Origin of the sequence: Streptomyces sp. PsTaAH-124 (assembly GCF_000373685.1) — a bacterium.
GTDB lineage: Bacteria > Actinomycetota > Actinomycetes > Streptomycetales > Streptomycetaceae > Streptomyces > Streptomyces andamanensis.
This window is the reverse complement of record NZ_KB892202.1, coordinates 391,572-416,114: the sequence shown is the minus strand read 5'-3', so window position 1 is coordinate 416,114 and position 24,543 is coordinate 391,572. Positions and strand designations below refer to the sequence as shown.

Below are 24,543 nucleotides of genomic sequence, written 5' to 3'. Positions count from 1 at the left end.
GTTTCGGTGGTCATAGCGTGAGGGAAACGCCCGGTTACATTCCGAACCCGGAAGCTAAGCCTTACAGCGCCGATGGTACTGCAGGGGGGACCCTGTGGGAGAGTAGGACACCGCCGAACAATCTTTGGAGGACCCCTGGTCACCAGCGTTCAGCTGGGACCAGGGGTCCTTTTGTTTTTCGTCACACACAGCTTGGAGCGCGCCGGGTACCCGGTTGCGTGAGAATGACTTTGCGGTACAGCAGACAGGAGTCACCGATGTCCACCAACTCTCCCGACGAGCGTCCGGAGCGCGATCAGCGCCGCCGGGACGTTGGTGACCGCGGCGAACGCGGTGACCGTGGCGGCTTCCGCGGCGGGCCGCGCCGCAGCGACGACCGTGGTGGCTACACCGGTCGTCGTGACGACGACCGTGGGTACGGCCGGCGGGACGACCGTGACCGCGACCGCGGTGGGTACGGCGGCCGTCGCGACGACCGCTCGGACCGTCCCGACCGCGGCGACCGCCCCGGCGGCGACCGTGGTGGGTTCCGTCGTGACAGCGGTGACCGGCCCACCTACCGTCGTGATGACCGGCGGGACGACCGTCGTGATGACCGCGGCGACCGTGGTGGCTTCCGTGGTGGTCGTGACGACCGCCGGGACAGCGGCGACCGTGGCGGTTTCCGCCGCGAGGGCGGCGACCGGCCCACCTACCGCCGTGACGACCGCAGGGACGACCGCCCCGGCGGCGACCGCGGTGGCTTCCGCCGGGACAGCGGCGACCGTCCCACCTACCGTCGCGATGACCGGCGGGACGACCGCAGGGACGACCGGCGCGACGACACCCGTGGCGGGTACGGCGCCCGTCGTGACGACGACCGTGGGTACGGTCGTCGCGACGACCGTGACCGTGACCGCGGTGGGTACGGCGCTCGTCGTGATGACCGCAGGGATGACCGGCGGGACGACCGTCGTGATGACCGTGGCGACCGCGGTGGCTTCCGTGGCGGTCGTGACGACCGCCGGGACAGCGGCGACCGTGGCGGTTTCCGCCGCGAGGGCGGCGACCGTCCCACCTACCGTCGCGACGACCGCAGGGACGACCGCCCCGGCGGCGACCGCGGTGGCTTCCGCCGGGACAGCGGCGACCGTCCCACCTACCGCCGTGACGACCGTCGCGACGACCGGCGGGACAACGACCGTGGTGGGTTCCGCCGTGACAGCGGTGACCGGCCCACCTACCGTCGCGATGACCGGCGGGACGACCGTCGTGATGACCGTGGCGACCGCGGTGGCTTCCGTGGCGGTCGTGACGACCGCCGGGATGACCGCCGTGACGACCGGGGTGGCCGTCCCGGTGGCTTCCGCCGCGACGATCGCGGTGAGCGCGGGGAGCGGGGCGACCGCGGTGACCGCGGGGGACGTCCGGGTGGTTTCCGCCGCGAGGGCGACCGTCCGTCCTACCGTCGCGACGACCGGCGGGATGACCGCCGTGACGACCGTCGCGACGACCGCCGTGGCGGCGGCCGGTTCCGTGACGAGCGGGACCGGGACCGGGACCGGGAGCCGATCAAGCGGCTGCCGATCCCGGAGGAGGTCACCGGCGACGAGATCGACAAGGACGTACGGCAGGAGTTGCAGAGCCTGCCGAAGACGCTCGCCGAGGATGTCGCCAGGAACCTGGTGATGGTCGCCCGGCTGATCGACGAGGACCCGGAGGGCGCCTACGGCTACTCCAGGGTCGCGCTGCGGCTGGCGTCGCGTGTCGCGGCCGTGCGCGAGGCGGCCGGGTTCGCCGCGTACGCGAGCCAGAAGTACAGCGAGGCGCTGGCGGAGTTCCGGGCCGCGCGGCGGATGACCGGCAACGTGGAACTGTGGCCCGTCATGGCGGACTGCGAGCGCGGGCTCGGCCGGCCGGAGAAGGCGCTGGACATGGCCGGTGCCCCCGAGGTGCACAAGCTCGACAAGGCCGGGCAGGTGGAGATGCGGCTCGTCGCGGCCGGTGCCCGGCGCGACATGGATCAGCTGGACGCGGCCATCGTGACGCTCCAGAGCCCCGAGCTGGCCTCGAACTCCGTCCAGCCGTGGACCGCCCGGCTCCGGTACGCCTACGCCGACGCGCTGCTGGCCGCCGGCCGGGAGCCCGAGGCGCGCGAGTGGTTCGCGAAGGCTGTCGAGGCCGACCGGGACGGCAGCACCGACGCGTCGGACCGCCTGGCCGAGCTGGACGGCGTGGAGTTCACCGACGCGCTCGACGAGGACGGCGAGAACGACACGGCCGGTACGACGGACACGGCCGCCGCGACGGACAAGGCCGACGAGCCCGAACCCGCGCCGCAGCACAGCGGCGCCGACGACGCCGAGAGCGCCGACGACGCCGAGGCCAAGAAGGACGTCGAGGCCAAGAACGACGTCGAGGCCAAGAACGACGAAGGCGCCGACAAGGACTGAACTCCTTGAGCGTCCTTGCGCCGCGAGAGTGACGGCGAGAGTGACAGAGGGCGGGCCCCGGTCGACACCGACCGGGGCCCGCCCTTCGTCTGTCACGGGCTCTGCGCCCTCACAGCTCCAGTGCCCGCAGCACCAGTCCCGACGCCGGTTTCGGGCCGAACGACGTCGACTTGCGGGGCATCGTGACGCCCTGCCGGGCCAGCTCGCGCACCACGTCCTCGCGGACCGGGTGCAGCAGGACGGCCGTCCCGCCGTCACGTTCGGCCTTCGCCACGGTGGCTGCGGTGTCGTGGATGTAGGCGATACGGGCGGGATCGTCCTCGGGGATGTCCCAGACGTGCTCCAGGAGCGTGGCGTGCAGGACGGTCGCGTCGAGCCTGCGCCAGGCCGCCGGACGGTCGGCGGGGACCGTACGGTCCAGGAGACCGGGGTCGGGGCGGTCCACCAGATGGAAGGAGCCGTCGCCCGCGAGGAGGAAGGCGTTGCCCGCGCAGGCCGCGTCCGCCAGCACCTCCAGGGCCTTGGCCAGGGGCGTCCCGTCCAGCCGCCGCACCCGGAAGTGGCCGCCGAGCGCCGTCAGTGCGTCGGCGACCGGCAGTCCGTGCAGCAGGCGGTGGATGGCGCGGACGCGGAGCGGATAGCGGGCCGTGTCCACCAGCAGGACGAGTCCGTAGTCCCAGGCGCTGGGCGAGGGGTGTTCCGCGCGCAGGCGCCGGTAGGTGGCCCAGCGGTGGTGGCCGTCGGCGATCAGGGCCTGGTGCGCGGCCAGGTCCTCCCGGATCCCGGCCAGGTCGGCGGGGTCGGTGAGGGCCCACAGGCGGTGGCTGAAGCCGTCCTCGGTGGTGGTGGAGAGCAGCGGGGGCCGTTCGGCGGTGCGTTCGATGATCACGGTCGTCGCGGCGGTGGAGCCGTTGCCGCGGTAGGTCAGCAGCAGCGGTTCCAGGTTGGCGCTGGTCGCGCGCATCAGGGCGGCGCGGTCGGCGACGACATGGGGCATCACGTCCTCGTGCGGCAGCACCACGCCGTCCGCCGGGTCCGAGACGCGCAGCGCGCCGATCAGGCCGCGTTGCAGCATGCCGTCGCCGTCGCGCTGCTCGTAGACGTACAGGCCGGGTTCCGGGTCGGTGGTCAGGACGCCTTCGGCGAGCCAGCGGCGCAGGGTGTCGGCGGCCTGTTCGTTGCGGGCGTCGGGCGTGCCGGCCTGGGGCAGGATCAGCCGGACGATGTTGTGGGGGTCGGCGGACTGGAGGTGGTGCAGTCCGTCGGGGCGTACGACGACGTCGTAGGGGGGCGACGTCACGGCGGCCAGACTGCCGACCCGGTCGGGGTCGTAGCGGAGGCCCCGGAACGGAGTGAGGTCGAGGCCGCGGCGCGGTGTTGCCGGCGAGTGACCTGCTGTGTTCATCCCGGCATCGTACGTGTGTCAGTGGCATGGGGGATGATCGGGGGAAACCGGCACACGAGGAGCGATGCGGAATGAGTCAGGGCGTCAGGACCGGTCCCGAGGGCAGTGCGCGGGCGCTGAGCGAGGCGTACGACACGGCGCTGCTCGACCTGGACGGGGTGGTGTACGCGGGAGGTGAGGCCATCGCGCACGCGGTGGACTCGCTCGCCGCCGCCCGCGCGGGCGGCATGCACCTGGCGTACGTCACCAACAACGCCCTGCGCACCCCGGACGCGGTGGCCGCGCACCTGACCGACCTGGGGATACGGGCCGAGGCGTCGGACGTCGTCACCTCGGCGCAGGCGGTGGCCCGGCTGATCGCCGATCAGCTGCCGCAGGGGGCGCGGGTGCTGGTCATCGGGGGTGAGGGGCTGCGGGTGGCGCTGCGCGAACGCGGCCTGGAGCCGGTGGATTCGGCCGACGACGACCCGGCGGCCGTGGCCCAGGGGTACGGCGGCCCCGAGATGCCGTGGGGGCGGTTCGCGGAGGCGGCGTACGCCGTCGCGCGCGGGGTGCCGTGGTTCGCCTCCAACACGGACCTGACGATCCCGAGCGCGCGCGGCATCGCCCCGGGCAACGGCGCGGCGGTGGAGGTGGTCCGGATCGCCACGGGCGCGGAGCCGCAGGTGGCGGGCAAGCCGCTGCCGCCCATGCACCGCGAGACGGTGCTGCGCACCGGGGCGCGGCGTCCGCTGGTGGTCGGCGACCGGCTGGACACGGACATCGAGGGCGCGTTCAACGGCGGGGTGGACTCGCTGCTCGTGCTGACCGGGGTGACCGACGGGGCGCGGCTGCTGGCCGCTCCGCCCGAGCACCGGCCGACGTATGTGGACGCCGATCTGCGCGGGCTGCTCACCGGGCAGCCGGAAGTCACCCGGACGGGTGAGGGTTTCCGGTGCGGCGGGTGGACGGCGACGGCGGGCGCCGACCGGCTGGAGCTGGCCGGTGAGGGTCAACCGCTGGACGGGCTGCGGGCGTTGTGCGCGGCGGCGTGGACGGCGGGCGGCGCGCAGGCGTGTGCGCTGGAGAGCGAGAAGGCGCTGGGCCGCCTGGGGCTGTGACGCACTGTCGAGGCCAGGGGAGGGGTTAGGTTACCCTAACCAGGTGTTGGTCGACAGTCCCCCCGAAGAGCGCGCGGCGCGGGCCGCCGCACCCCCGAGCCGTCGCGGGGCGCGCGCCGCCGGGCTGCTCGCGTCCGCCGCGCTGCTGCTGCTCGTCGCCCTGGCGAGCGTCGCGATCGGCGCCAAAGGGCTGAGCCCGGCCCAGGTCTGGCACGGACTGTTCCAGGACTCGGGGACGTACGGCGACGTCGTGGTCGGCCAGCGGCTCTCGCGCACCCTGCTCGGACTGCTCGCCGGGTCCGCGCTCGGCCTGGCCGGTGCCGTGCTCCAGGCGCTCACCCGCAATCCGCTGGCCGACCCGGGCATCCTCGGCATCAACGCGGGCGCGTCGGCCGCCGTGGTCACCGCGATCACCTACTTCGGTGTGACCAGCCTGAGCGGCTATGTGTGGTTCGCCTTCCTCGGCGCCGCCGCGGTGGGAGCGCTGGTGTGGTTCCTCGGCGGCAGCAGGGGCGCCACACCGGTACGGCTCGCGCTGGCCGGTACGGCGATCGGCGCCGCGCTCTACGGCTATGTCCAGGCCGTGATGATCACGGACGACGCGGCGCTGGGCCGGATGCGGTTCTGGACCGTGGGCTCCCTGGCCTCCGCCGGCAACGAGACCGTCGTCCAGGTGCTGCCCTTCTGCGTCGCCGGGACCGCGCTCGCGCTGCTGCTGGCCCGGCCGCTGAACGCCCTGTCGATGGGCGACGACACCGCGCGCGCCCTCGGCGCCCGTCTGCACCGCACCCGGGCGCTGGCGATGCTCGCCGCGACCGTGCTGTGCGGGGCGGCCACCGCCGCCTGCGGCCCGATCGTCTTCGTCGGTCTCATGGTCCCGCACGTGGTGCGCTCGTTCACCGGGCCCGACCTGCGCTGGATCCTGCCCTACTCCACCGTGCTGTCGCCCGTGCTGCTGCTCGGCTCGGACGTGATCGGACGGATCGTCGCCCGGCCCGCCGAGGTCCAGGTCGGCGTCGTCACCGCGCTCATCGGCGGCCCGGTGTTCATCCTGCTCGTCCGGCGGCGGAGGACGGCCCAGCTGTGAAGACGCACCGCACCCCCACCGCGAAGAACCCCGGGACGGCCGCCACCGGGGCGACGGCCGCCGGGACCGGGGCCGCGCACACTCCTGGCGCCCGCGCGCCCCGCGCCGTGCGTGCCGTCCGCGCCCCCGGCGGGCTCTCCCTGCGCCTGGACGTACGGGCGTTCACCGTCGTCGTCCTGCTGACGCTCGCCGCGCTCGCCGCGGGCGTGGTGCTCATCGGCACCGGAGACTTCCCGATCGACGCCTCCGACGTACTGAAGACCCTGGCCGGACAGGGCGACGCGGGCCAGGAGTTCATCATCCGCGAACTGCGGCTGCCGCGTGTCCTGGTCGGCCTGCTGGTCGGCGCCTGCCTGGGCCTGGGCGGCGCGCTCTTCCAGTCGGTCGCCCGCAACCCGCTCGGCAGCCCCGACGTGCTCGGCCTCTCCCAGGGCTCGACCGCCGGTGCCCTGGTGGTGATCGTGCTGCTGTCCGGCAACGCCGCCGCCGTCACCCTCGGCGCGCTGGTGGGCGGCCTGGCCACCGGGCTCGCCATCTATCTGCTGGCCTGGAAGCAGGGCGTCCACGGCTACCGGCTCGTCCTGGTCGGCATCGGCGTCAACGCGGTCGCCACCGCGGTCAACGGCTACCTCCTCACCAAGGCGGACTTCGTCGACGCGGCCCGCGCGGTGAACTGGCTGACCGGCTCGCTCAACGGCCGCGACTGGGACCAGGTCTGGCCGCTGCTCGCGCTGTGCGCCGTACTGCTCCCGCTCGTCCTCGGCAACGCGCGCGGGCTGCGCATGCTGGAGATGGGCGACGACGTCTCCTACGCCCTGGGCGTACGCGTCGAGCGGGTGCGCCTGCTGCTGATGGGCTCCGCCGTCCTGCTCACCGCCGCCGCGACCGCCGCCGCCGGACCGGTCGCCTTCGTGGCGCTGACCGCGCCGCAGCTCGCCCGCCGCCTGACCCGCTCGCCCGGCCCGAACCTGGTCCCGTCGCTGTGCATGGGCGCCGCCCTGCTGGTCACCGCCGACTGGGCCGCCCAGCGCGCCTTCGGCGCCGACCAGCTGCCCGTGGGCGTGGTCACCGGCGTGCTCGGCGGGGTCTACCTGCTGTGGCTGCTGGTCACCGAGCGCCGGAAGGGCCGGATATGAGCAACCCGAGTACCACCGTGAACGACCCGAGGAGCACCGTGAGCCGCCTGTCCGCCGACAACGTCACCCTGGCCTACGACCAGCGCGTCATCGCCGAGGAACTGTCGGTCGAGATCCCCGACAACTCCTTCACGGTGATCGTCGGCCCGAACGCCTGCGGCAAGTCCACGCTGCTGCGCGCCCTGTCGCGGATGCTCAAGCCCAGCCACGGCCGGGTGCTGCTGGACGGCCAGGTCATCCAGTCGATGCCCGCCAAGCAGGTCGCCCGGACGCTCGGGCTGCTGCCCCAGTCGTCGATCGCGCCCGACGGCATCACCGTCGGCGACCTGGTGGGCCGCGGCCGCTACCCGCACCAGGGCATCCTGCGGCAGTGGTCGGCCGAGGACGAGCGGGTCGTCCAGGAGTCCATGGAGCAGACCGGCGTCACCGCGCTCGCCGAACGGTACGTGGACGAGCTGTCGGGCGGTCAGCGCCAGCGGGTGTGGATCGCCATGGCCCTCGCCCAGCAGACGCCGCTGCTGCTGCTGGACGAGCCGACGACGTACCTGGACATCCAGCACCAGATCGACGTCCTGGACCTCTGCGCCGAGCTGCACGAGGAGCAGGGGCGCACCCTCGTCGCCGTGCTGCACGACCTCAACCACGCGGCCCGCTACGCCACCCATCTCATCGCGCTGCGCGAGGGCGAGGTCATCGCCCAGGGCGCGCCGAAGGAGATCGTCACCGCCGAGCTGGTGGAGAAGGTCTTCGGGCTGCGCTGCCAGGTCATCGACGACCCGGAGACGGGCACCCCGCTGGTGGTCCCGGCGGCCCGCGCGGCCCGTGCGCGTCACGCCTCCGTGACGCCGGGGGCCGAGGTCACAGCAGCTTCCTGAGCCGGAACAGGTCCAGCAGGCTCGCCTCAAGACGCACCCGGCCCGAACCCCAGGCCGTGGCGAAGTTCAGCTCGCCGCCGACCAGCGCGAGGAGGTCCTCGCCCGCCATGGCGAGCCGGATCTGTGCCCTGTCCCGCGGCGGTCCCGGCAGGGTCTCGCGCACGTCGATCCGGCCGCCGGTGAGACGGCCGGCGAAGGTGACGTCGAGATCCGTGATGTGGCAGCTCACCGAGCGGTCCAGGGAGGCCGCCTCCCGGACGTCGCCCTGCGCGCCCGACATGCTGTCCGAGAGCTTCTCGAGTGCGGTACGGCACTCCTCGATCGTGGCCATCGCGACCGACGGTACCCCAGGGCTTCGCGGTAGCGTCTGGGCATGAGCGACTCCGTGCCCGAGGCCGGGCCCCGGACGGCAGCGGAGGTCCCCCGGGAGCCCGCCGCCCAGCAGCCCGCCGCCCCCGCCGACCCCGCGACCGGCGAACCCTTCGTGCCCGCCCCGCTCGGTGTGCCCCGCACGCCCACCGGCGACGCGGACGTCGACGCCGCCCTGGAACGGCTCGGCGACGCCGACCACCTCGGGACCGACGGGCACCTGGAGGTGTACGAGGATGTACACGGGGGGCTGCGCGACGCGCTCACCGCGCTCGACACCCGCCCGGGACCTCCGGGACCCCAGGGCCCCCCGGCGCCGCCGGCGCCTTCACCGCCGTACCGACACAGGAGCTGAACCGAACGTGGCAGGAGTCGCACGCCGCCGTCTCGACGCGGAACTGGTCCGCCGCAAGCTCGCGCGCTCGCGCGAGCACGCCGGCCAGCTGATCGCCGCGGGCCGGGTCACCGTCGGCAGGACCGTCGCGACCAAGTCCGCCACGCAGGTGGAGACCGCCGCCGCGATCGTGGTCACCGCCGACGACAGCGACCCCGGCTATGTCTCCCGGGGCGGCCACAAGCTGGCCGGCGCGCTGGCGGCGTTCGTCCCGCAGGGGCTCGTCGTCGAGGGCCGGCGGGCGCTGGACGCCGGCGCGTCCACCGGGGGTTTCACCGATGTGCTGCTGCGGGCGGGCGCCGCGCACGTCGTCGCCGCCGACGTCGGCTACGGGCAGCTCGCCTGGTCGCTCCGGCAGGACGAGCGGGTCACCGTCAAGGACCGTACGAACGTACGGGAACTGACCCTGGAGGCGATCGACGGGGAGCCCGTGGGCCTCGTCGTGGGCGATCTGTCCTTCATCCCGCTCGGCCTGGTGCTGCCCGCCCTGACGCGGTGCGTGACGCCGGACGCCGATCTGGTGATGATGGTCAAGCCGCAGTTCGAGGTGGGGAAGGAGCGGCTGGGCAGCGGGGGTGTCGTACGGAGTCCGCAACTGCGGGCGGAGGCCGTGCGCGGCGTGGCCGGGAAGGCGTGGGAGCTGGGACTCGGGGTGCGGGGCGTCACCGCGAGCCCGCTGCCGGGCCCGTCCGGGAACGTCGAGTACTTTCTGTGGCTGCGTGCCGGGGCGCCCGCCCTGGACCCGGCCGATGTTGACCGTGCAGTGGCGGAGGGGCCGCGTTGACACAGGACCTAGCTCGGACACACACCCAGGCACGAACCGTCTTCCTGCTGGCCCACACCGGCCGGCCCGCCGCCGTGCGCAGCGCCGAGCTGGTGGTGAAGGGGCTGCTGAAGGCCGGGATCGGCGTACGCGTCCTGGAGGCGGAGGCGCGCGACCTGCCGCTGCCGGACGAGGTGCGGCTGGTCGCGGAGGCCACCCCGCAGTGCCTGGACGGCTGCGAGCTGCTGATCGTCCTCGGCGGTGACGGCACGCTGCTGCGCGGGGCCGAGTTCGCCCGCGCCTCGGGCGTGCCGATGCTCGGCGTGAACCTCGGCAGCGTCGGCTTCCTCGCCGAGGCCGAGCGCGACGACCTGGACAAGGTCGTGGACCGGGTGGTCTCCCGGGCCTACGAGGTCGAGGAGCGGATGACCGTCGACGTGGTCGTGCACCGCAACGGCGACATCGTGCACACCGACTGGGCGCTGAACGAGGCGGCCGTGCAGAAGGTGTCCGCCGAGCGGATGCTGGAGGTCGTCCTGGAGATCGACGGCCGCCCGGTGACCGGCTTCGGCTGCGACGGCATCGTGTGCGCCACGCCCACCGGGTCGACGGCGTACGCCTTCTCCGCGGGCGGTCCCGTGGTGTGGCCCGAGGTCGAGGCGCTGCTGATGGTGCCGATCAGCGCGCACGCCCTGTTCGCGAAGCCGCTGGTGACCTCGCCCGACTCGGTGCTGGCCGTCGAGGTGCTGCCGCATGTGCCGCCCGGCGTCCTGTGGTGCGACGGGCGCCGCACGGTCGAGCTGCCCCCGGGGGCCCGCGTCGAGGTGCGGCGCGGCGCCGTCCCGGTACGGCTGGCCCGGCTGCACCACGCGTCCTTCACCGACCGTCTGGTGGCCAAGTTCGCCCTGCCGGTGTCAGGGTGGCGCGGGGCCCCGCGCTGAGCTGTGCCGCGGCACGGCGCCCGCCACCCCGCCACGGCGGGGGCGCACTGGTGAACGAGCGTGCCGTCCATGGGTAACGGTCCGTGTTCTCCCCGGTCGGGTGGGGCGCGTCGCGCGAGGCGAGCAAAACCTCGTATGGTCGGGGTCGTGTTGGAGGAGATGCGGATACGGTCGCTCGGAGTCATCGACGACGCTGTCGTCGAGCTGTCGCCCGGCTTCACCGCGGTCACGGGTGAGACGGGTGCGGGCAAGACCATGGTGGTCACCAGCCTGGGACTGCTGCTGGGCGGGCGCGCGGACCCGGCGCTCGTACGGATCGGCGCCGGGAAGGCGGTCGTGGAGGGGCGTGTCACCGTGCCCCCCGGAGCCGCCGCGGCGCTCCGGGCCGAGGAGGCGGGCGCCGAGCTGGACGACGGGGCGCTGCTGATCAGCCGTACCGTCTCCGCCGAGGGCCGCTCCCGGGCCCATCTGGGCGGGCGCAGCGTCCCGGTGGGGCTGCTCGCCGAGCTGGCCGACGACCTGGTGGCCGTGCACGGCCAGACCGACCAGCAGGGCCTGCTGAAGCTGTCCCGGCAGCGGCAGGCGCTGGACCGGTACGCGGGCGACGCCGTCGCCGTGCCGCTCGCGAAGTACGCGGAGGCGTACCGGCGGCTGCGGGCGGTCTCCGGCGAGCTGGAGGAGATCACCACGCGCGCGCGGGAACGCGCCCAGGAGGCCGGCATGCTCCGGTTCGGTCTGGACGAGATCGCCGCCGTCGAGCCGCGCGCCGGTGAGGACGCCGAGCTGGCCGAGGAGGCCGAGCGGCTCGGCCACGCCGAGGCGCTCGCCTCCGCCGCGACGGTCGCGCACGCCGCGCTCGCGGGCGACCCCGAGGACCCCGAGGGCATCGACGCGGCCACCCTGGTCGCGGGCGCCCAGCGCGCCCTGGAGGCCGTACGGTCGCACGACCCGGCGCTCGCCGCGCTCGCCGACCGGATCGGTGAGATCGGCATCCTGCTCGGTGACGTGGCCGGGGAGCTGGCCGGGTACGCGGGCGATCTGGACGCCGATCCGCTGCGGCTGGCCGCCGTCGAGGAGCGGCGCGCGGCGCTGACCGCGCTGACCCGCAAGTACGGCGAGTTCGAGCGGGGCATCGACGCCGTGCTGGCCTGGGCCGAGCAGGGCGCCGTCCGGCTGACCGAGCTGGAGGGCGACGACTCGCGGATCGACGAGCTGACCGCCGAGCGGGACGCGCTCCGCGCCGAACTGGGCGGCCTCGCGCAGGACCTGACCGAGGCGCGCACCGAGGCCGCCGAGCGGTTCGCCGCCGCCGTCACCGCCGAGCTGGCCTCGCTGGCCATGCCGCACGCGCGCGTGTCGTTCGAGCTGCGGCAGACCGAGGACCCGGACGGCGTGGAGGTGCACGGCCGCACGGTCGCCCACGGCCCCTGGGGCGTCGACGAGGTCGAACTGCTGCTCGCCCCGCACCCGGGCGCCCCGCCGCGCCCGATCGCCAAGGGCGCCTCCGGCGGTGAGCTGTCGCGCGTGATGCTGGCCGTCGAGGTCGTCTTCGCGGGCACCGATCCCGTACCGACGTACCTCTTCGACGAGGTCGACGCGGGCGTCGGCGGCAAGGCGGCCGTGGAGATCGGGCGGCGGCTCGCGAAGCTGGCGCGCAGCGCGCAGGTCGTCGTGGTGACGCATCTGCCGCAGGTCGCCGCCTTCGCCGACCGGCAACTGCTGGTGGAGAAGACGAACGACGGGTCCGTGACCCGCTCGGGCGTGAAGGTGCTGGAGGGCGAGGACCGGGTCAGGGAGCTGTCCCGGATGCTGGCGGGCCAGGAGGACTCCGAGACGGCACGGGCCCACGCGGAGGAACTGCTGGCGGCGGCGCGCGCCGACGGATAGCGGCCCGCGAGCCGGGCGGTGGTCGGCCAGGGGCGGTTCCTGGCGCGTCCCCGGGGTCCCTAGAGTGATCGCATGATCGTACGAGCGGGCCGGAACGCCGCACTCCTCGCCTCGGCCGCACTCGCCTCGGCCGCGCTCACCCGGGCGTCCCTGTGGGCGCTGCGCACCCGGCCGCCCGGCGGCCGCGGGCGCTGGGAGCGCGAGAACCACGCCGGCCGGACCGTCGGGCTCTACGCGGCCCCGGCCACCGCGCTGGCCGCGGCGGCGGGCGCGGCACGGGTGCGTCCGGCCGCCGCCCTCGCCGTGGCCGCCGCCGGGCTCTGCGGGGCCTACGACGACGTCGCGGGCGCCGGTGACCCGCGCCGCGGCTTCCGCGCCCATCTGTCCGCCCTGCGCGCGGGCGAGGTCACCGGCGGCGCCGTGAAACTGCTCGGCGTCTCGGGGGCCGCGCTCGCCGCCGGGGCCCGGCTGGGGGAGCGGCCGGCCGACAAGGTGCTGGCCGCGGTGGTGATCGCCGGGACCGCGCACCTCGTCAACCTCGTGGACGTACGGCCCGGCCGGGCCGCCGGGACGGTGCTGGCGCTCGCCGCGCCCGGACTGCTGCGCGAGGGGCCCGGGGCCGAGCTGTCGGCGACCGCCGCGGGTGTCGCCGCGGCGGTGCTCCCCGACGACCTCGGCGAGCGCGTGATGATCGGCGACACGGGGGCGCACGCCCTGGGCGCGCTGCTGGGTACCGCGATCGTCGCGGGCAACGGACGCGCCGGGCTGGCCGCGCACGCCGCTGTCCTGGTCACGGCGGCGGTCTGCGGCGACCGGGTGAGCGCGGCGGCCGGCGCCCGCTGACACCGGACGGCACCCGCCGCCGTCCCGGACCGCTCGGGGGCGGATCCGGCGCGCAAACCCGGAGGGAGGCGCACTCCCGCGTGAGCCCCGCGCGACGGAGACCGCGACGGAGACACCGACCCGTCCGGTCCGTCGCTCCCGCGTGCGCCACGCGTGCGCCCCGCGTACGAAGCCGCCGCCCGGCCTCGGTCCGGCGCTCGCACGCACCGCACGCCCCCGCCGGGGCACGGGCGCCTGCTCACTCGTGCGGATGACCCGGAGCGGTGCACCCGCCCCAGGGCGCCGTGCCGTGCGACCGCCCGCCGTACCCGGAACACCCGTACGTCCTGGCATCCTTGACGGAGAACGCGGTGCGCCCAGGAGGCGCGCACGCCCGGCCCCGCGCCCCCGATACCTTCTGTACGTTTCCCGTTGACCGCACCACGCCGACCCAGGAGCCCCGCCCGCGTGACCCCCGTGAGCAGCACCGCACCGCACGGCCAGTCGCCACTGCGCACCGTGCAGGTGATCGGCGGCGGCAACGCGGGCAGCAGTGCCCATGTGCGTTCCCTGGCCGCGGGGCTCGTCGCACGGGGCGTGCGCGTCACGGTGTGCGCCCCCGTGGAGGCCGACCACGCCTACGACTTCACCGGTGTCGGCGCCGACCATGTGCACGTGCCGCGCAGCAGCGACCCCGGTTCCGTGGCGGCACTCCGCGCCGCCTGCACCGAGGCGCACCTCGTTCACGCGCACGGACTGCACGCCTCCTTCCGCGCGGTGCTCGCGCTCCGCGGCCGGCGCACCCCGCTCGTCGTCACCTGGCACAGCCGGGCGCACGCGGAGGGGGCGCGGGCGCGGTTCCTGCGGCTGCTGGAGCGGCGGGTGGTGAAGGCGGCCGCCGTGGTGCTCGGCACCACCTCCGACCTGGTGGAGCGGGCGCGCCGGGCCGGTGCGCGCGACGCCCGTCTCGCCGCCACCGCGCTGCCCGGCCCGCACCGGGAGGACGGCCAGGACGGCCAGGAGGACCCGGACCGCACACCGCCCAAGCTCCGCGCCGAACTCGGCGCCACCGGCCGCCCGTTGCTCCTGGCCGTCGGTTCCCTGGAGCACCACCGCGGCTACGAGTTCCTGCTCGACGCCGCGGCCGCCTGGCGCCGTCTCGACCCGGTGCCGCTGGTCGTCGTCGCGGGGGAGGGGCCGCTGCGCGCCGCGCTGCAACGGCGGATCGAGGACGAGGAGCTGCCGGTCCGGCTGATCGGGCTGCGCGACGACGTGCGGCGGCTGCTCACGGCCGCCGACCTCGCGCTGGTCACCAGCAGCTGGGAGCCGCGCTGCGTGCTCGCCCAGGAGGCGCTGCTCGCCGGGGTGCCGCTCGTCGCGACCGCCGTGGGCGGGATCCCCGACCTGGTGGGCGACGCGGCCGAACTCGTCCCCTACGGCGAGCCGCACACCCTGGCCGCCGCCGTGGTGCGGCTGCTCGCCGACCCCGGGCGGCGCGAACTCCTGCGGAGGAAGGGCGCCGCGCAGGCCGCGAGCTGGCCCACCGAGGACGAGACCGTCGCCCAGGTCCTCAGCGTCTACGACGAGTTGACCGAACCGGGCCGACCGGTCTGAGAAGGCCCCGGCGCGGCGCACACCGGCGCGCGGGTCCGGCTCAGGGCACGTGCCGCCGGGCCCGCAGCGCCAGGCTGAGTGCCAGGACCGTCTGCGGGTCGTCCAGGTCGGTGCCCAGCAGCTCGCCGATCCGGGCCAGCCGGTTGTAGAGGGTCTGCCGGTTCAGATGCAGCTCGCGGGCCGTCTCCGCCTTGCGGCCCGCGTGCGCCAGATAGGTCTGGAGGGTGGGCAGCAGCGGCGGCCGGGAGCGCGAGTCGTGGTCCTGGAGCGGACCGATGGCCCGGTCCACGAAGGCGGCCAGGTCCGGATGGCCGCGCAGCCGCCACAGCAGCAGGTCGATGTCGAGGCGGCGGGCGTCGTACCAGGGCCGCTCGGGCAGCCCCTGCGCCGCCGTCGCCGTCTCGGCCGCGTGCCGCAGGCCCGCCGAGGCCGCCGCCCAGCCGCCCGGCACGCCCACGACCACCACCGGCGGCGCCGCGCCCGGCCGCCGCATGCCCGCACGCTCCGCACCGGCCCGCAGCGCCGCCGCGACCCGGTCGGCGGTCGCCGGGCGCTCCGCCTCGGAGCGCAGCCCGACCAGCAGCAGCACCCGGCCCTCGACCGGCCGCACGCCCAGCAGGGCGGGCACGCCGACCGTGGTCAGCTCCTCGGCGACCGCCCGCGCCAGCACCGCCCAGCCGCCTCCGCCGCCGCCCGGTGCCAGGCTGTCGCCCAGCCGCATGACCACCGGCAGCAGCGGGCTGCCGCCCGGCCGGAAGCCGAGGACGCGGGCCTGCGCGGGGGCGTCCTCGGCGCTGACGCGGCCCTCGGCGAGGTCGGTGAGGAAGTCCCCGCGTCCGCGCGCGGCCAGTTCCTCCTCCTGCCGGGCCTGCATCAGCACCACCGCGAGGATCCCGGCCACCCGCTCCACGGCCATGCGGTGCACCGGGGCGAGCGGCGCGCGCACGGGCAGCAGCACCAGGCGGGCGCGGACCGAGCCGGGGCCGGGGCCGCCGCCGGGCACGTCCACCAGGACCGAACCGGCCGGTGGCGGCGCGTCCTTGTGCTGGGCGCGCAGCCCTTCCCAGACCTGGAGCGGATCGGCGCCCTCCGGCCCGGCGCCGGCCGCGTACAGCAGCCGCCCGTCGGGGGTCTCCAGGAAGACCGGGTTGGCGCCGAAGTCGGCGAGGATGGACAGCACCTGCGGTACCCCGCCGCCGCCGAGCAGCGCCTCGGTGCAGCGGCGGTGCACCTCCTCGGCGCGCTGGAGCAGCGCGTAGTGGCCGTTGACGATCTCGGTGTGGATCTCCTCGGTGACCGCCACGAACGGCACCTCGCGGTGCAGCTGGACCAGCGGGAGACCGGCGCTGCGGGCCGTCTCGACGAGCGCGGCGGGCAGCCGGGCGAAGCGCGGGCCCAGCTCCACGACGAGGGCGGCGATGCCCCGCTCGGCGAGGGTGCGGACGAACGCGCGCTGGTCGGCGGGGCGGGTGCCCAGGCCGTAGCCGGTGGTCAGCAGCAGCTCGCCGCCCTTGAGCAGGGAGGCGATGTTGGGGACCTCCCCGGCGTGCACCCAGCGCACGGTGCGGCCCAGCCGGTCGCCGCCGGCCACGATCTCGGGGAGGCCGCTGCGGAGGCCGGGCAGTTCGAGGGCGCGCTGCACGGTGATCCCGGCGCCCTCGGTGTCGAGTCTGCGGTCCATGAAACCGGACGCTACCTGGGGAAACGGCACCGGGACAGTACCGGGCGGACGGCAGGACCACGGCGCGGCCACGGCGGCCGGGTCGCCTTCCCGCCCCGGCCGGTCAGGCGTACGCCGCGGAAGGGCCGCCCTCGGACGGCATCCCGCGCCCATCGCCCCAGTTCAGGCGGAGACCTGTGCCGGAGGCCACTTGGGCGGCGAAAACGCAACGTCGACAGGGCCTCACCGCAGCGGTTACCTTCACCGGGCCCTCGGCGGCCGCCCCGCGGTCGCACGGGTGCTCCTCCAGGCTGAGGCGCCCGCGGCAGCACGAGCCGGCACGCCGTACGCGTCCTCGTCCCCGCGTGAGTTACCGCACCGGGTCCGCACCAGGAACCCCCGACCGGAGAGAGAAGCATGCCCCGTCTTGCTCTGTACACATTCGGCGCCCTGAAGTCACCGCTCGCCGATCCCGCACCTCCCACGCGCGACTTCCACGACCGCGCCGGAGGCATCTACCAGAGGATCAGCCGGCACCCCGGATATCTCGCCCACGCCGAAGCGGCCGAGGGCGAGCGGGGCGCCCACTTCGAACTGGACTGGGGCGCATGGGGGGAGTACGCGGTACCGGACTGGTACGGCAAGGGCCGTACGCCGGAGACCATCGCCCTGGCCGCGACCCTGTCGCTCTGGACCGGCCTGCAACCTGCCTTCGACGCCGTCTACACCGGTCCGCACCGTGAGGCGCTGACCAGGCGTCGCGACTGGTTCGAGCGGGCAACGCACCCCACCCACGCCTGCTGGTGGGTCGCCGACGACGTGACCCCCACCTGGCGGGAGGGGGTGTCCCGGCTGGAGCACCTCGACGACCACGGCCCGGCGCCGCACGCCTTCACCTTCCGCCACCCCTTCGACCCCGAGGGGACTCCCGCCCGGATCAGCGGCGCGGCCGCGGACGGGAGCGAGTGAGGATCCGGCGGCCGCGGCGCGTCACCCCCCGTACGCCCCGCTCGCCGTCAGGCGCAGCGCGGTGTCGATCAGCGGGACGTGGCTGAAGGCCTGCGGGAAGTTGCCGACCTGGCGCTGGAGGCGCGGGTCCCACTCCTCGGCCAGCAGACCGAGGTCGTTGCGCAGGGCCAGCAGCTTCTCGAAGAGCTTGCGGGCCTCGTCGACGCGGCCGATCATCGCCAGGTCGTCGGCCATCCAGAACGAGCAGGCGAGGAAGGCGCCCTCGTCGCCGGGGAGGCCGTCGACACCCGCGTGGTCGCCGTCGGTGGGGTAGCGCAGGATGAAGCCGTCCGAGGTGGACAGCTCGCGCTGGATGGCCTCGATGGTGCCGATGACCCGCTTGTCGTCCGGCGGCAGGAAGCCCATCTGCGGGATGAGCAGCAGGGAGGCGTCCAGCTCCCGGGAGCCGTAGGACTGGGTGAAGGTGTTGCGCTCCTTGTCGTAGCCCTTCTCGCAGACGTCCCGGTGGATCTCGTCGCGCAGGTCCTTCCAGCGCTCCAGCGGGCCGTCGACGTCGCCGGACTCCATCAGCTTGATCGTGCGGTCCACGGCGACCCAGGCCATGACCTTGGAGTGCACGAAGTGGCGGCGCGGGCCGCGCACCTCCCAGATGCCCTCGTCCGGCTCCTGCCAGTGCTTCTCCAGGTAGCGGATCAGCTTGAGCTGGAGCAGCGAGGCGTAGTCGTTGCGGGCGAGGCCGGTCATGTGGGCCAGGTGGAGGGCCTCGGTGACCTCGCCGTAGACGTCGAGCTGGAGCTGGTGCGCGGCGCCGTTGCCGACCCGGACCGGGGCGGAGTTCTCGTAGCCGGGCAGCCAGTCCAGCTCCGCCTCGCCCAGCTCGCGCTCGCCGGCGATGCCGTACATGATCTGGAGGTTCTCCGGGTCACCGGCGACCGCGCGCAGCAGCCACTCGCGCCAGGCGCGGGCCTCCTCGCGGTAGCCGGTGCGCAGCAGCGAGGAGAGGGTGATCGCCGCGTCCCGCAGCCAGGTGTAGCGGTAGTCCCAGTTGCGTACGCCGCCGATGTCCTCGGGCAGGGAGGTGGTGGGCGCGGCGACGATGCCGCCGGTGGGGGCGTAGGTGAGGGCCTTGAGGGTGATCAGGGAGCGGACCACGGCCTCGCGGTAGGGGCCGTGGTACGTGCAGTGGCCGACCCACTCGCGCCAGAAGTCCTCGGTCGCCTCCAGCGACTGCTCGGGCTCGGGCTCCGGCGGCGCCTCCTTGTGCGAGGGCTGCCAGGAGATGGTGAACGCGATCCGGTCACCGGGGGCGACCGTGAAGTCCGCGTACGTGGTCAGCGCCTCGCCGTAGGTCTCCGCCGGTGTGTCGAACCACACGGAGTCGGGTCCGGCGACGGCCACCGTCCGGGACTCGTAGCGGTGCACCCACGGCACGATGCGGCCGTAGGAGAAGCGCATGCGCAGCGCCGAGCGCATCGGGACCCGGCCGGAGACGCCCTCCACGATGCGGATCAGCTGGGGAGCGCCGTCGCGCGGGGGCATGAAATCGGTCACGCGGACCGTGCCGCGCGGGGTGTCCCACTCCGATTCGAGGATCAGGGAGTCGCCCCGGTAGCTGCGCCGGTTCGCCGTGGGGGGCTCGGCGCCCGCCGGGAAGGCCGGGCCGAGCCGCCAGAAGCCGTGCTCCTCGGTGCCCAGCAGACCGGCGAAGATGGCGTGCGAGTCGAAGCGGGGCAGGCACAGCCAGTCGACCGTGCCGTCCCGGCAGACCAGGGCAGCGGTCTGCATGTCTCCGATGAGTGCGTAGTCTTCGATGCGCCCGGCCACGTGCAACTCCAGTCGAACGGCCACGTCACCCCGCATACGGGGCGGTCGCTAGTGCGGTCAAGGGGTTGTGATGCGTCGTTGAGCGGTGCAGCAGACCGCCGGTCGGCCGTGAGGCAGAACGACAACCTTTGCTCAACGAACTGACGAGCTCTCGTTGTTCCGGTGCGTACGGGCTGGGGTGGTGCCGTGTTGCCGGCCGGGCTCGGCAGCGAGTGTCCGAGCAGGATACGACGCACGTAGATGATCTGTGTGCCGCTCGGGACAACCCGCATGCGCCGAACGGGTGAGCCAAGGGTGAGAGACCCGTGACCGTCCCTTCTGTGTGCCGACGCGTGCGCGGAGCGTGGCCGGAAGCCATCCCTCTCAGGCGCTGATACCCTGGTAGCCCGTGGACCGGTGGGCGCGAAACCCCCGAACCGCAGCGACGGCACCCCAGCCGGACAACCCGGGTTCCCCGGGCCGGACCGCCGTACCGCACGACAATCCGCGACCACGGGAGCCCCCTCTTGGCCATGCCGCCCAAATCAACGACGACCAAGCACATCTTCGTCACCGGGGGTGTCGCCTCCTCGCTCGGAAAGGGCCTCACCGCCTCCAGCCTCGGCATGCTCCTGAAGGCACGGGGCCTGCGCGTCGTGATGCAGAAGCTCGACCCGTATCTGAACGTGGACCCGGGCACGATGAACCCCTTCCAGCACGGTGAGGTCTTCGTCACCAACGACGGCGCCGAGACCGACCTGGACATCGGACACTACGAGCGCTTCCTCGACCGAGACCTGGACGGCACCGCCAACGTCACTACAGGACAGGTGTACTCCACGGTCATCGCCAAGGAGCGGCGCGGTGAGTACCTGGGTGACACCGTGCAGGTCATCCCGCACATCACCAACGAGATCAAGCACCGCATCCGGCGGATGGCCACCGACGAGGTGGACGTCGTCATCACCGAGGTCGGCGGCACCGTCGGCGACATCGAGTCGCTGCCCTTCCTGGAGACCGTCCGCCAGGTCCGCCACGAGGTCGGCCGGGACAACGTCTTCGTGGTGCACATCTCGCTGCTGCCCTACATCGGCCCCTCCGGCGAGCTGAAGACCAAGCCGACCCAGCACTCGGTCGCCGCGCTGCGCAACATCGGTATCCAGCCGGACGCCATCGTGCTGCGCTGCGACCGCGAGGTCCCCACCGCGATCAAGCGCAAGATCTCCCTGATGTGCGACGTCGACGAGGACGCCGTGGTCGCCTGCCCGGACGCCCGTTCGATCTACGACATCCCGAAGGTCGTGCACGCCGAGGGCCTGGACGCCTACGTGGTCCGCAAGCTCGACCTGCCCTTCCGCGACGTGGACTGGACGACCTGGGACGACCTGCTCGACCGCGTCCACAACCCGGACCACGAGATCACCCTCGCCCTGGTCGGCAAGTACATCGACCTGCCCGACGCCTATCTGTCGGTGACCGAGGCGCTGCGCGCGGGCGGCTTCGCCAACAAGGCCCGCGTGAAGATCAAGTGGGTCACCTCCGACGATTGCAGGACCCCGGCTGACGCCGAGGCGCAGCTCTCCGACGTCGACGGCATCTGCATCCCGGGCGGCTTCGGTGACCGCGGTGTGCTCGGCAAGGTCGGCGCGATCCGCTACGCCCGCGAGAACAAGATCCCGCTGCTGGGCCTCTGCCTGGGCTTGCAGTGCATCGTGATCGAGGCGGCCCGCGGCCTGGCCGGCATCTCGGACGCCAACTCCACCGAGTTCGACCCGGCCACCGCGCACCCGGTGATCTCCACCATGGCCGAGCAGATGGACATCGTCGCCGGTGAGGGCGACATGGGCGGCACCATGCGGCTGGGCATGTACCCGGCCAAGCTGGCCGAGGGCTCCCTCGTGCGCGAGGTCTACGACGGCAAGGAGTACGTCGAGGAGCGCCACCGCCACCGCTACGAGGTGAACAACGCCTACCGCGCGGAGCTGGAGAAGAAGGCGGGCATCGTCTTCTCCGGCACCTCCCCGGACGGCAAGCTCGTCGAGTACGTGGAGTACCCGCGCGAGGTGCACCCCTACCTGGTCGCCACCCAGGCCCACCCGGAGCTGCGCTCCCGCCCGACCCGCCCGCACCCGCTCTTCGCCGGGCTGGTGAAGGCCGCCGTCGAGCGGAAGATCGCCGAGTAGTCCGCCGGTTGTACGGTGGCCGGGGTGCCCGCGCGCGGAGCGGGCACCCCGGTTGCGTACAGGTACCGACACACGCGGAGGACAGGGCATGACGTTCAAGGACACCCCCGAGGAGTGGGAGGTCCGGGGCAGCCGGACGCCGTTCACCGGGGCCAAGACCTCGATGCGGACCGACGAGGTGGTCATGCCCGACGGCTCCGTGTCCGCCCGCGACTACCAGGTCCACCCCGGCTCGGTGGCCGTCCTGGCGCTGGACGGGCAGGACCGGGTGCTGGTCATCCGGCAGTACCGCCACCCGGTGCGGCAGCGGCTGTGGGAGATCCCGGCCGGTCTGCTCGATGTGCCCGGCGAGAACCCGCTGCACGCCGCCCAGCGCGAGCTGTACGAGGAGGCGCACGTCAAGGCGGAGGACTGGCGGGTGCTGACCGATGTGTACACCACCCCCGGCGGCTGCGACGAGGCCGTACGGATCTTCCTCGCCCGTGAGCTGTCCGAGGCCGAGGGCGAGCGCTTCGCCGCGGAGCACGAGGAGACGGACATGGAGCTGGACCGGGTGCCGGTCGGCGACCTGGTGCGCGGGGTGCTCGCCGGGGAGCTGCACAACAACTGCCTCGTCGTGGGCGTGCTCGCGCTCGTCGCGGCCCGGCAGGGCGAGGGCCTGGACGCGCTGCGCCCGGCGCTCGCACCGTGGCCGGCCCGTCCGTTCGCGTCCTGAGCGGGCCCCGGCCCCTGGGCGAGGCCGGTGTGACCATCGGCTGATCCGATCGGGCGACCTGTCCGCCGTGCTCGTCCCGGAACGTCGCAGAGCGTGAACTAGGCTCTTCAAACGCCCGTACCGGAGTCCCGGCGGGTATGCGCGTGCGGTGGGACGGGAGTGTGGCCCGTGACGGATCAGGCGGTGGACGCAGGTGGCGTGAAACCGGCCCGCGACAACCGGTCGCCCACAGTGATGGACCGTCACTTTCTCGGCCGCACGCGGGAGTTGAAGGAACTGCGCGCGGACATCGAACGCGCCGGACTCGACACCATCTCCGGCCGCAAGGCCCCCCGCGCCCGGGTCCTGCTCATCGCGGGCCGGCCCGGATCCGGCCGTACCGCGCTCGCCGGGGAACTGGTGCGCCAGGTCGCCGCCCGTTACCCCGACGGCGTCCTGCGGGCCCGGCTCACCGAGCCCGACGGCACCCCCGTACCGGTCGCCCGCGCCGCCGGGGAACTGCTCGCCGCGCTCGGCCTGCCCGTCCCGCCCGGCGCCGCCGAGGACGACCTCACCGACGCCCTGCGCACCGCCCTCGCCGAGCGCCGCGCGCTGCTCCTGCTGGACGACGCGGCCGGTGCTGAACAGGTCGACGCGCTGCTGCCGGACAACGCCGACTGCCTGCTCGTCGCCGTCTCCCGGGGCCCGCTCACCGGCATCGCCGACGTCCGGCCCTGCACCCTGGGCGGGCTCGACACCAAGTCCGCGCTCGACCTGCTCACCCAGCACATCGACCCGGTGCGCATCACCGTCGACCCGCTCGCCGCCGAACGCCTCGTCGAGATCTGCGAGGGCCAGCCCGCCGCGCTCACCCTGGCCGCGGGACGGCTCGCCGCGCATCCCGAGGAGACCGTCTCCGACCTCGCCAAACGGCTGCACGCCGACACCGGCGAGGGCACCGCGCTCGCCCGCGTCCTGCGCCTGGTCCACGCGGAGCTGCCCCGCTCCGCCGCCCGGCTGCTGCGCCTGCTCGCCCTCGCCCCGGCCGGCGACGTCGACCCGCACACCGCCTCCGCGCTGGCCGGGACCTCCCTGGACGGTGCCCGCGGGCTGCTCGACCGCTTCGCCGCCCTCGGCCTGCTGCGCGCCCTGCCCGCGCCGCTGCCCCGCTACGAGGTGCCCGGCTGTCTGCATCCGCTGCTGCTGGAGCTGGCCGGGCGCGAGGAGCGTCCCGCCGAGCTCCAGCTCGCCCGCGCCCGGATGCTGGAACGCACCGTGCGGCTGCTCCAGTCCTGCCGGGCGGTCACCGAGACCGACAGCCCCGAGACCCGCGAGAAGCTGAAGAGCCTGCCCCCCGGCCTGCGCTTCCCCGACCCGCGGGCCGCCGAGGAGTGGCTGCGGTTCCGCAGGCCCGCCCTGCTGGCCGCCGCCCGGCTCGCGGTCGCCGACGGGGAGCTGGACACCCTGGCCCGCCGGCTGATGGCCCAGCTGGTCCGGGCCATGGTCGCCCACCTCGGCACCCAGGCGGCGGCCGGTGATCTGTACGGCATCCACCGGCTGGTCCTGGACGTCGCCAAGCGGCAGGGTCTGCCCCGGGAGCAGGCCGCCGCGCTGCTGAACCTCGCCGACCTGGACGCCCGCACCGGCCGGACCGCGAAGGCGCTGACCCGCTACCGCGCCGCGCTGGACGCCGGACGCGTGGCGAACGACCCGTACGCGACCGGCCGCGCGATGGAATCCGTGGGCGCCGCCCACCAGGAGCTGGGCGACCACGACCGGGCGGCCGACTGGTTCGGCCGGGCCCTGGCCCAGCGGCTCGCGCGCGGCGAGCACGAGGACGCCGCCCGGCTCTACGGCCGGATCGCCGCCGCCCACACCTACGCGGGCCACTACGGCGAGGCGCTGCGCAACTGGCGGGCCGCGGTCGCCGCGCACCGCAGGAGGGGCGATGTCCCCGCGCACGCGCGGGCGTTGAGCGAACTGGCCCGGGTCCAGGAGTACGCGGGCCGGCCCGAGGAGTGCCTGCGCACCTGCCAGGAGGCGGTCGAATGGGCCCGCCGCGCCGAGGACGTACGGCTCCAGGCCGCGCTCCAGCTCAGGCTCGGCGACACCCTGGAACGGCTCGGCGACCCGGCGGCGGCACGGCTGCACCGGGGGGCCGCCGAACGCATGCTCGCGGACCCGGCGGAGCCGGCCGGGCGGGCTCCGGTGGCCGAAACCGGTGCCCTTCCGGAGCACACATCACGGGAAGAGGGCCAGGATGCCTGCGAAATCCGCAGCGCATCCGCTGAAGATTGATGCAATGAAAGGCTAGACAGCGGGAACGCCTTCATTAGACTGGCTCTGCCGCTCGTTCCCCTGCGGTGTCTCCTGGTATGCCCGTGCGTGCCGGGGTACGTCTTAATTGCC

Annotated in this window: 20 protein-coding genes and 1 rRNA gene; 17 read left to right on the top strand and 4 right to left on the bottom strand. The window is 74.3% G+C overall.

All coding sequences use genetic code 11. The features are described 5' to 3' along the window. Positions 1 to 2: 2 nt before the first annotated feature. From rrf to B086_RS45165, 3 genes are all read left to right on the top strand, one after another. Positions 3 to 119, top strand: a 5S ribosomal RNA gene (gene rrf / locus B086_RS0131825). A gap of 280 nt (positions 120 to 399) precedes the next feature. Further along, the gene (locus tag B086_RS46150; RefSeq protein WP_199790797.1) at positions 400 to 1,668 is read left to right on the top strand and encodes a hypothetical protein; all 1,269 of its coding nucleotides are present in this window, start codon (positions 400 to 402) and stop codon (positions 1,666 to 1,668) included. Continuing rightward, positions 1,560 to 2,432, top strand: a complete 873-nt coding sequence (locus B086_RS45165; protein WP_199790796.1) for a tetratricopeptide repeat protein — start codon at positions 1,560 to 1,562, stop codon at positions 2,430 to 2,432. The genes B086_RS46150 and B086_RS45165 overlap by 109 nt, the downstream gene beginning before the upstream one ends. Before the next feature lie 109 nt (positions 2,433 to 2,541). On the opposite strand, the gene B086_RS0131810 is transcribed toward B086_RS45165, so the two are convergent. Next, positions 2,542 to 3,837, bottom strand: a complete 1,296-nt coding sequence (locus B086_RS0131810; protein WP_018570484.1) for a DUF1015 domain-containing protein — start codon at positions 3,835 to 3,837, stop codon at positions 2,542 to 2,544. A gap of 71 nt (positions 3,838 to 3,908) precedes the next feature. Between B086_RS0131810 and B086_RS0131805 the strand changes: the two genes are divergently transcribed. Genes B086_RS0131805 through B086_RS0131790 form a run of 4 tightly spaced genes read left to right on the top strand, consistent with a single transcriptional unit; the run spans position 3,909 to position 8,035 of the window. Beyond that, positions 3,909 to 4,937, top strand: a complete 1,029-nt coding sequence (locus B086_RS0131805) for an HAD-IIA family hydrolase (protein ID WP_018570483.1) — start codon at positions 3,909 to 3,911, stop codon at positions 4,935 to 4,937. A 43-nt stretch (positions 4,938 to 4,980) separates the two neighbouring features. Next, a complete protein-coding gene (locus tag B086_RS0131800; RefSeq protein ID WP_026252971.1) occupies positions 4,981 to 6,024 on the top strand; it encodes a FecCD family ABC transporter permease in 1,044 nt (347 codons plus the stop codon). Next, the gene (locus B086_RS0131795; RefSeq protein WP_018570481.1) at positions 6,021 to 7,160 is read left to right on the top strand and encodes a FecCD family ABC transporter permease; all 1,140 of its coding nucleotides are present in this window, start codon (positions 6,021 to 6,023) and stop codon (positions 7,158 to 7,160) included. The genes B086_RS0131800 and B086_RS0131795 overlap by 4 nt, the downstream gene beginning before the upstream one ends. Continuing rightward, positions 7,157 to 8,035 carry an ABC transporter ATP-binding protein gene (locus B086_RS0131790; protein WP_018570480.1) on the top strand — a complete coding sequence of 293 codons (879 nt, stop codon included), beginning with the start codon at positions 7,157 to 7,159 and terminating at the stop codon, positions 8,033 to 8,035. The genes B086_RS0131795 and B086_RS0131790 overlap by 4 nt, the downstream gene beginning before the upstream one ends. Here B086_RS0131790 and B086_RS0131785 read toward each other — a convergent pair. Continuing rightward, positions 8,019 to 8,366, bottom strand: coding sequence for a sterol-binding protein (locus B086_RS0131785; protein ID WP_018570479.1), 348 nt, complete (start codon positions 8,364 to 8,366; stop codon positions 8,019 to 8,021). The genes B086_RS0131790 and B086_RS0131785 overlap by 17 nt on opposite strands. A 42-nt stretch (positions 8,367 to 8,408) precedes the next feature. Here B086_RS0131785 and B086_RS0131780 point away from each other — a divergent pair, with 42 nt between their 5' ends. The 6 genes from B086_RS0131780 to B086_RS0131755 all read left to right on the top strand — a co-directional run bounded on the left by B086_RS0131780 (position 8,409) and on the right by B086_RS0131755 (position 14,825). Beyond that, on the top strand, positions 8,409 to 8,759 hold the full coding sequence (locus B086_RS0131780; RefSeq protein ID WP_018570478.1) for a hypothetical protein: 351 nt from the start codon (positions 8,409 to 8,411) through the stop codon (positions 8,757 to 8,759). A 7-nt stretch (positions 8,760 to 8,766) separates the two neighbouring features. Continuing rightward, positions 8,767 to 9,582 carry a TlyA family RNA methyltransferase gene (locus tag B086_RS0131775; protein ID WP_018570477.1) on the top strand — a complete coding sequence of 272 codons (816 nt, stop codon included), beginning with the start codon at positions 8,767 to 8,769 and terminating at the stop codon, positions 9,580 to 9,582. Further along, positions 9,579 to 10,502, top strand: coding sequence for an NAD kinase (locus B086_RS0131770; protein WP_018570476.1), 924 nt, complete (start codon positions 9,579 to 9,581; stop codon positions 10,500 to 10,502). Before B086_RS0131775 ends, B086_RS0131770 begins: the two co-directional genes overlap by 4 nt. Before the next feature lie 135 nt (positions 10,503 to 10,637). Then, positions 10,638 to 12,389: a DNA repair protein RecN gene (recN, locus tag B086_RS0131765; RefSeq protein ID WP_018570475.1), complete on the top strand. Its 1,752-nt coding sequence runs from the start codon at positions 10,638 to 10,640 to the stop codon at positions 12,387 to 12,389. 72 nt (positions 12,390 to 12,461) lie between these two features. Then, positions 12,462 to 13,232, top strand: coding sequence for a hypothetical protein (locus B086_RS0131760; RefSeq protein WP_018570474.1), 771 nt, complete (start codon positions 12,462 to 12,464; stop codon positions 13,230 to 13,232). A gap of 447 nt (positions 13,233 to 13,679) precedes the next feature. Further along, positions 13,680 to 14,825 carry a glycosyltransferase family 4 protein gene (locus tag B086_RS0131755; protein ID WP_018570473.1) on the top strand — a complete coding sequence of 382 codons (1,146 nt, stop codon included), beginning with the start codon at positions 13,680 to 13,682 and terminating at the stop codon, positions 14,823 to 14,825. 40 nt (positions 14,826 to 14,865) lie between these two features. Here B086_RS0131755 and B086_RS0131750 read toward each other — a convergent pair whose 3' ends face one another. Then, the gene (locus tag B086_RS0131750; RefSeq protein ID WP_018570472.1) at positions 14,866 to 16,506 is read right to left on the bottom strand and encodes a PucR family transcriptional regulator; all 1,641 of its coding nucleotides are present in this window, start codon (positions 16,504 to 16,506) and stop codon (positions 14,866 to 14,868) included. 396 nt (positions 16,507 to 16,902) lie between these two features. Here B086_RS0131750 and B086_RS0131745 point away from each other — a divergent pair, with 396 nt between their 5' ends. Then, entirely contained in the window at positions 16,903 to 17,454 is a 552-nt protein-coding gene (locus B086_RS0131745) for a DUF3291 domain-containing protein (RefSeq protein WP_018570471.1), read from the top strand. Between the two features lie 21 nt (positions 17,455 to 17,475). Here the strand turns inward: B086_RS0131745 and B086_RS0131740 are convergent, their stop codons facing one another. Beyond that, a complete protein-coding gene (locus tag B086_RS0131740; protein WP_018570470.1) occupies positions 17,476 to 19,278 on the bottom strand; it encodes a glycoside hydrolase family 15 protein in 1,803 nt (600 codons plus the stop codon). A gap of 512 nt (positions 19,279 to 19,790) precedes the next feature. Between B086_RS0131740 and B086_RS0131735 the strand changes: the two genes are divergently transcribed. From B086_RS0131735 to B086_RS0131725, 3 genes are all read left to right on the top strand, one after another. Beyond that, positions 19,791 to 21,440 carry a CTP synthase gene (locus tag B086_RS0131735; RefSeq protein WP_018570469.1) on the top strand — a complete coding sequence of 550 codons (1,650 nt, stop codon included), beginning with the start codon at positions 19,791 to 19,793 and terminating at the stop codon, positions 21,438 to 21,440. Between the two features lie 88 nt (positions 21,441 to 21,528). Then, positions 21,529 to 22,155: an NUDIX domain-containing protein gene (locus B086_RS0131730; RefSeq protein WP_018570468.1), complete on the top strand. Its 627-nt coding sequence runs from the start codon at positions 21,529 to 21,531 to the stop codon at positions 22,153 to 22,155. Between the two features lie 168 nt (positions 22,156 to 22,323). Continuing rightward, complete coding sequence (locus B086_RS0131725; protein WP_026252970.1) at positions 22,324 to 24,432, top strand: tetratricopeptide repeat protein; 2,109 nt, start codon at positions 22,324 to 22,326, stop codon at positions 24,430 to 24,432. Positions 24,433 to 24,543: the final 111 nt, after the last annotated feature.

Excerpts from the sequence above, each read along its gene's own strand:
- recN (WP_018570475.1), top strand. The coding sequence starts at position 10,638 with ATGGTCGGGGTCGTGTTGGAGGAGATGCGGATACGGTCGCTCGGAGTC.
- B086_RS0131810 (WP_018570484.1), bottom strand. The coding sequence starts at position 3,837 with ATGAACACAGCAGGTCACTCGCCGGCAACACCGCGCCGCGGCCTCGAC.
- B086_RS0131785 (WP_018570479.1), bottom strand. The coding sequence starts at position 8,366 with ATGGCCACGATCGAGGAGTGCCGTACCGCACTCGAGAAGCTCTCGGAC.
- B086_RS0131745 (WP_018570471.1), top strand. The coding sequence starts at position 16,903 with ATGCCCCGTCTTGCTCTGTACACATTCGGCGCCCTGAAGTCACCGCTC.
- B086_RS0131750 (WP_018570472.1), bottom strand. The coding sequence starts at position 16,506 with ATGGACCGCAGACTCGACACCGAGGGCGCCGGGATCACCGTGCAGCGC.
- B086_RS0131805 (WP_018570483.1), top strand. The coding sequence starts at position 3,909 with ATGAGTCAGGGCGTCAGGACCGGTCCCGAGGGCAGTGCGCGGGCGCTG.
- B086_RS0131730 (WP_018570468.1), top strand. The coding sequence starts at position 21,529 with ATGACGTTCAAGGACACCCCCGAGGAGTGGGAGGTCCGGGGCAGCCGG.
- B086_RS0131790 (WP_018570480.1), top strand. The coding sequence starts at position 7,157 with ATGAGCAACCCGAGTACCACCGTGAACGACCCGAGGAGCACCGTGAGC.
- B086_RS0131760 (WP_018570474.1), top strand. The coding sequence starts at position 12,462 with ATGATCGTACGAGCGGGCCGGAACGCCGCACTCCTCGCCTCGGCCGCA.
- B086_RS0131735 (WP_018570469.1), top strand. The coding sequence starts at position 19,791 with ATGCCGCCCAAATCAACGACGACCAAGCACATCTTCGTCACCGGGGGT.
- B086_RS0131780 (WP_018570478.1), top strand. The coding sequence starts at position 8,409 with ATGAGCGACTCCGTGCCCGAGGCCGGGCCCCGGACGGCAGCGGAGGTC.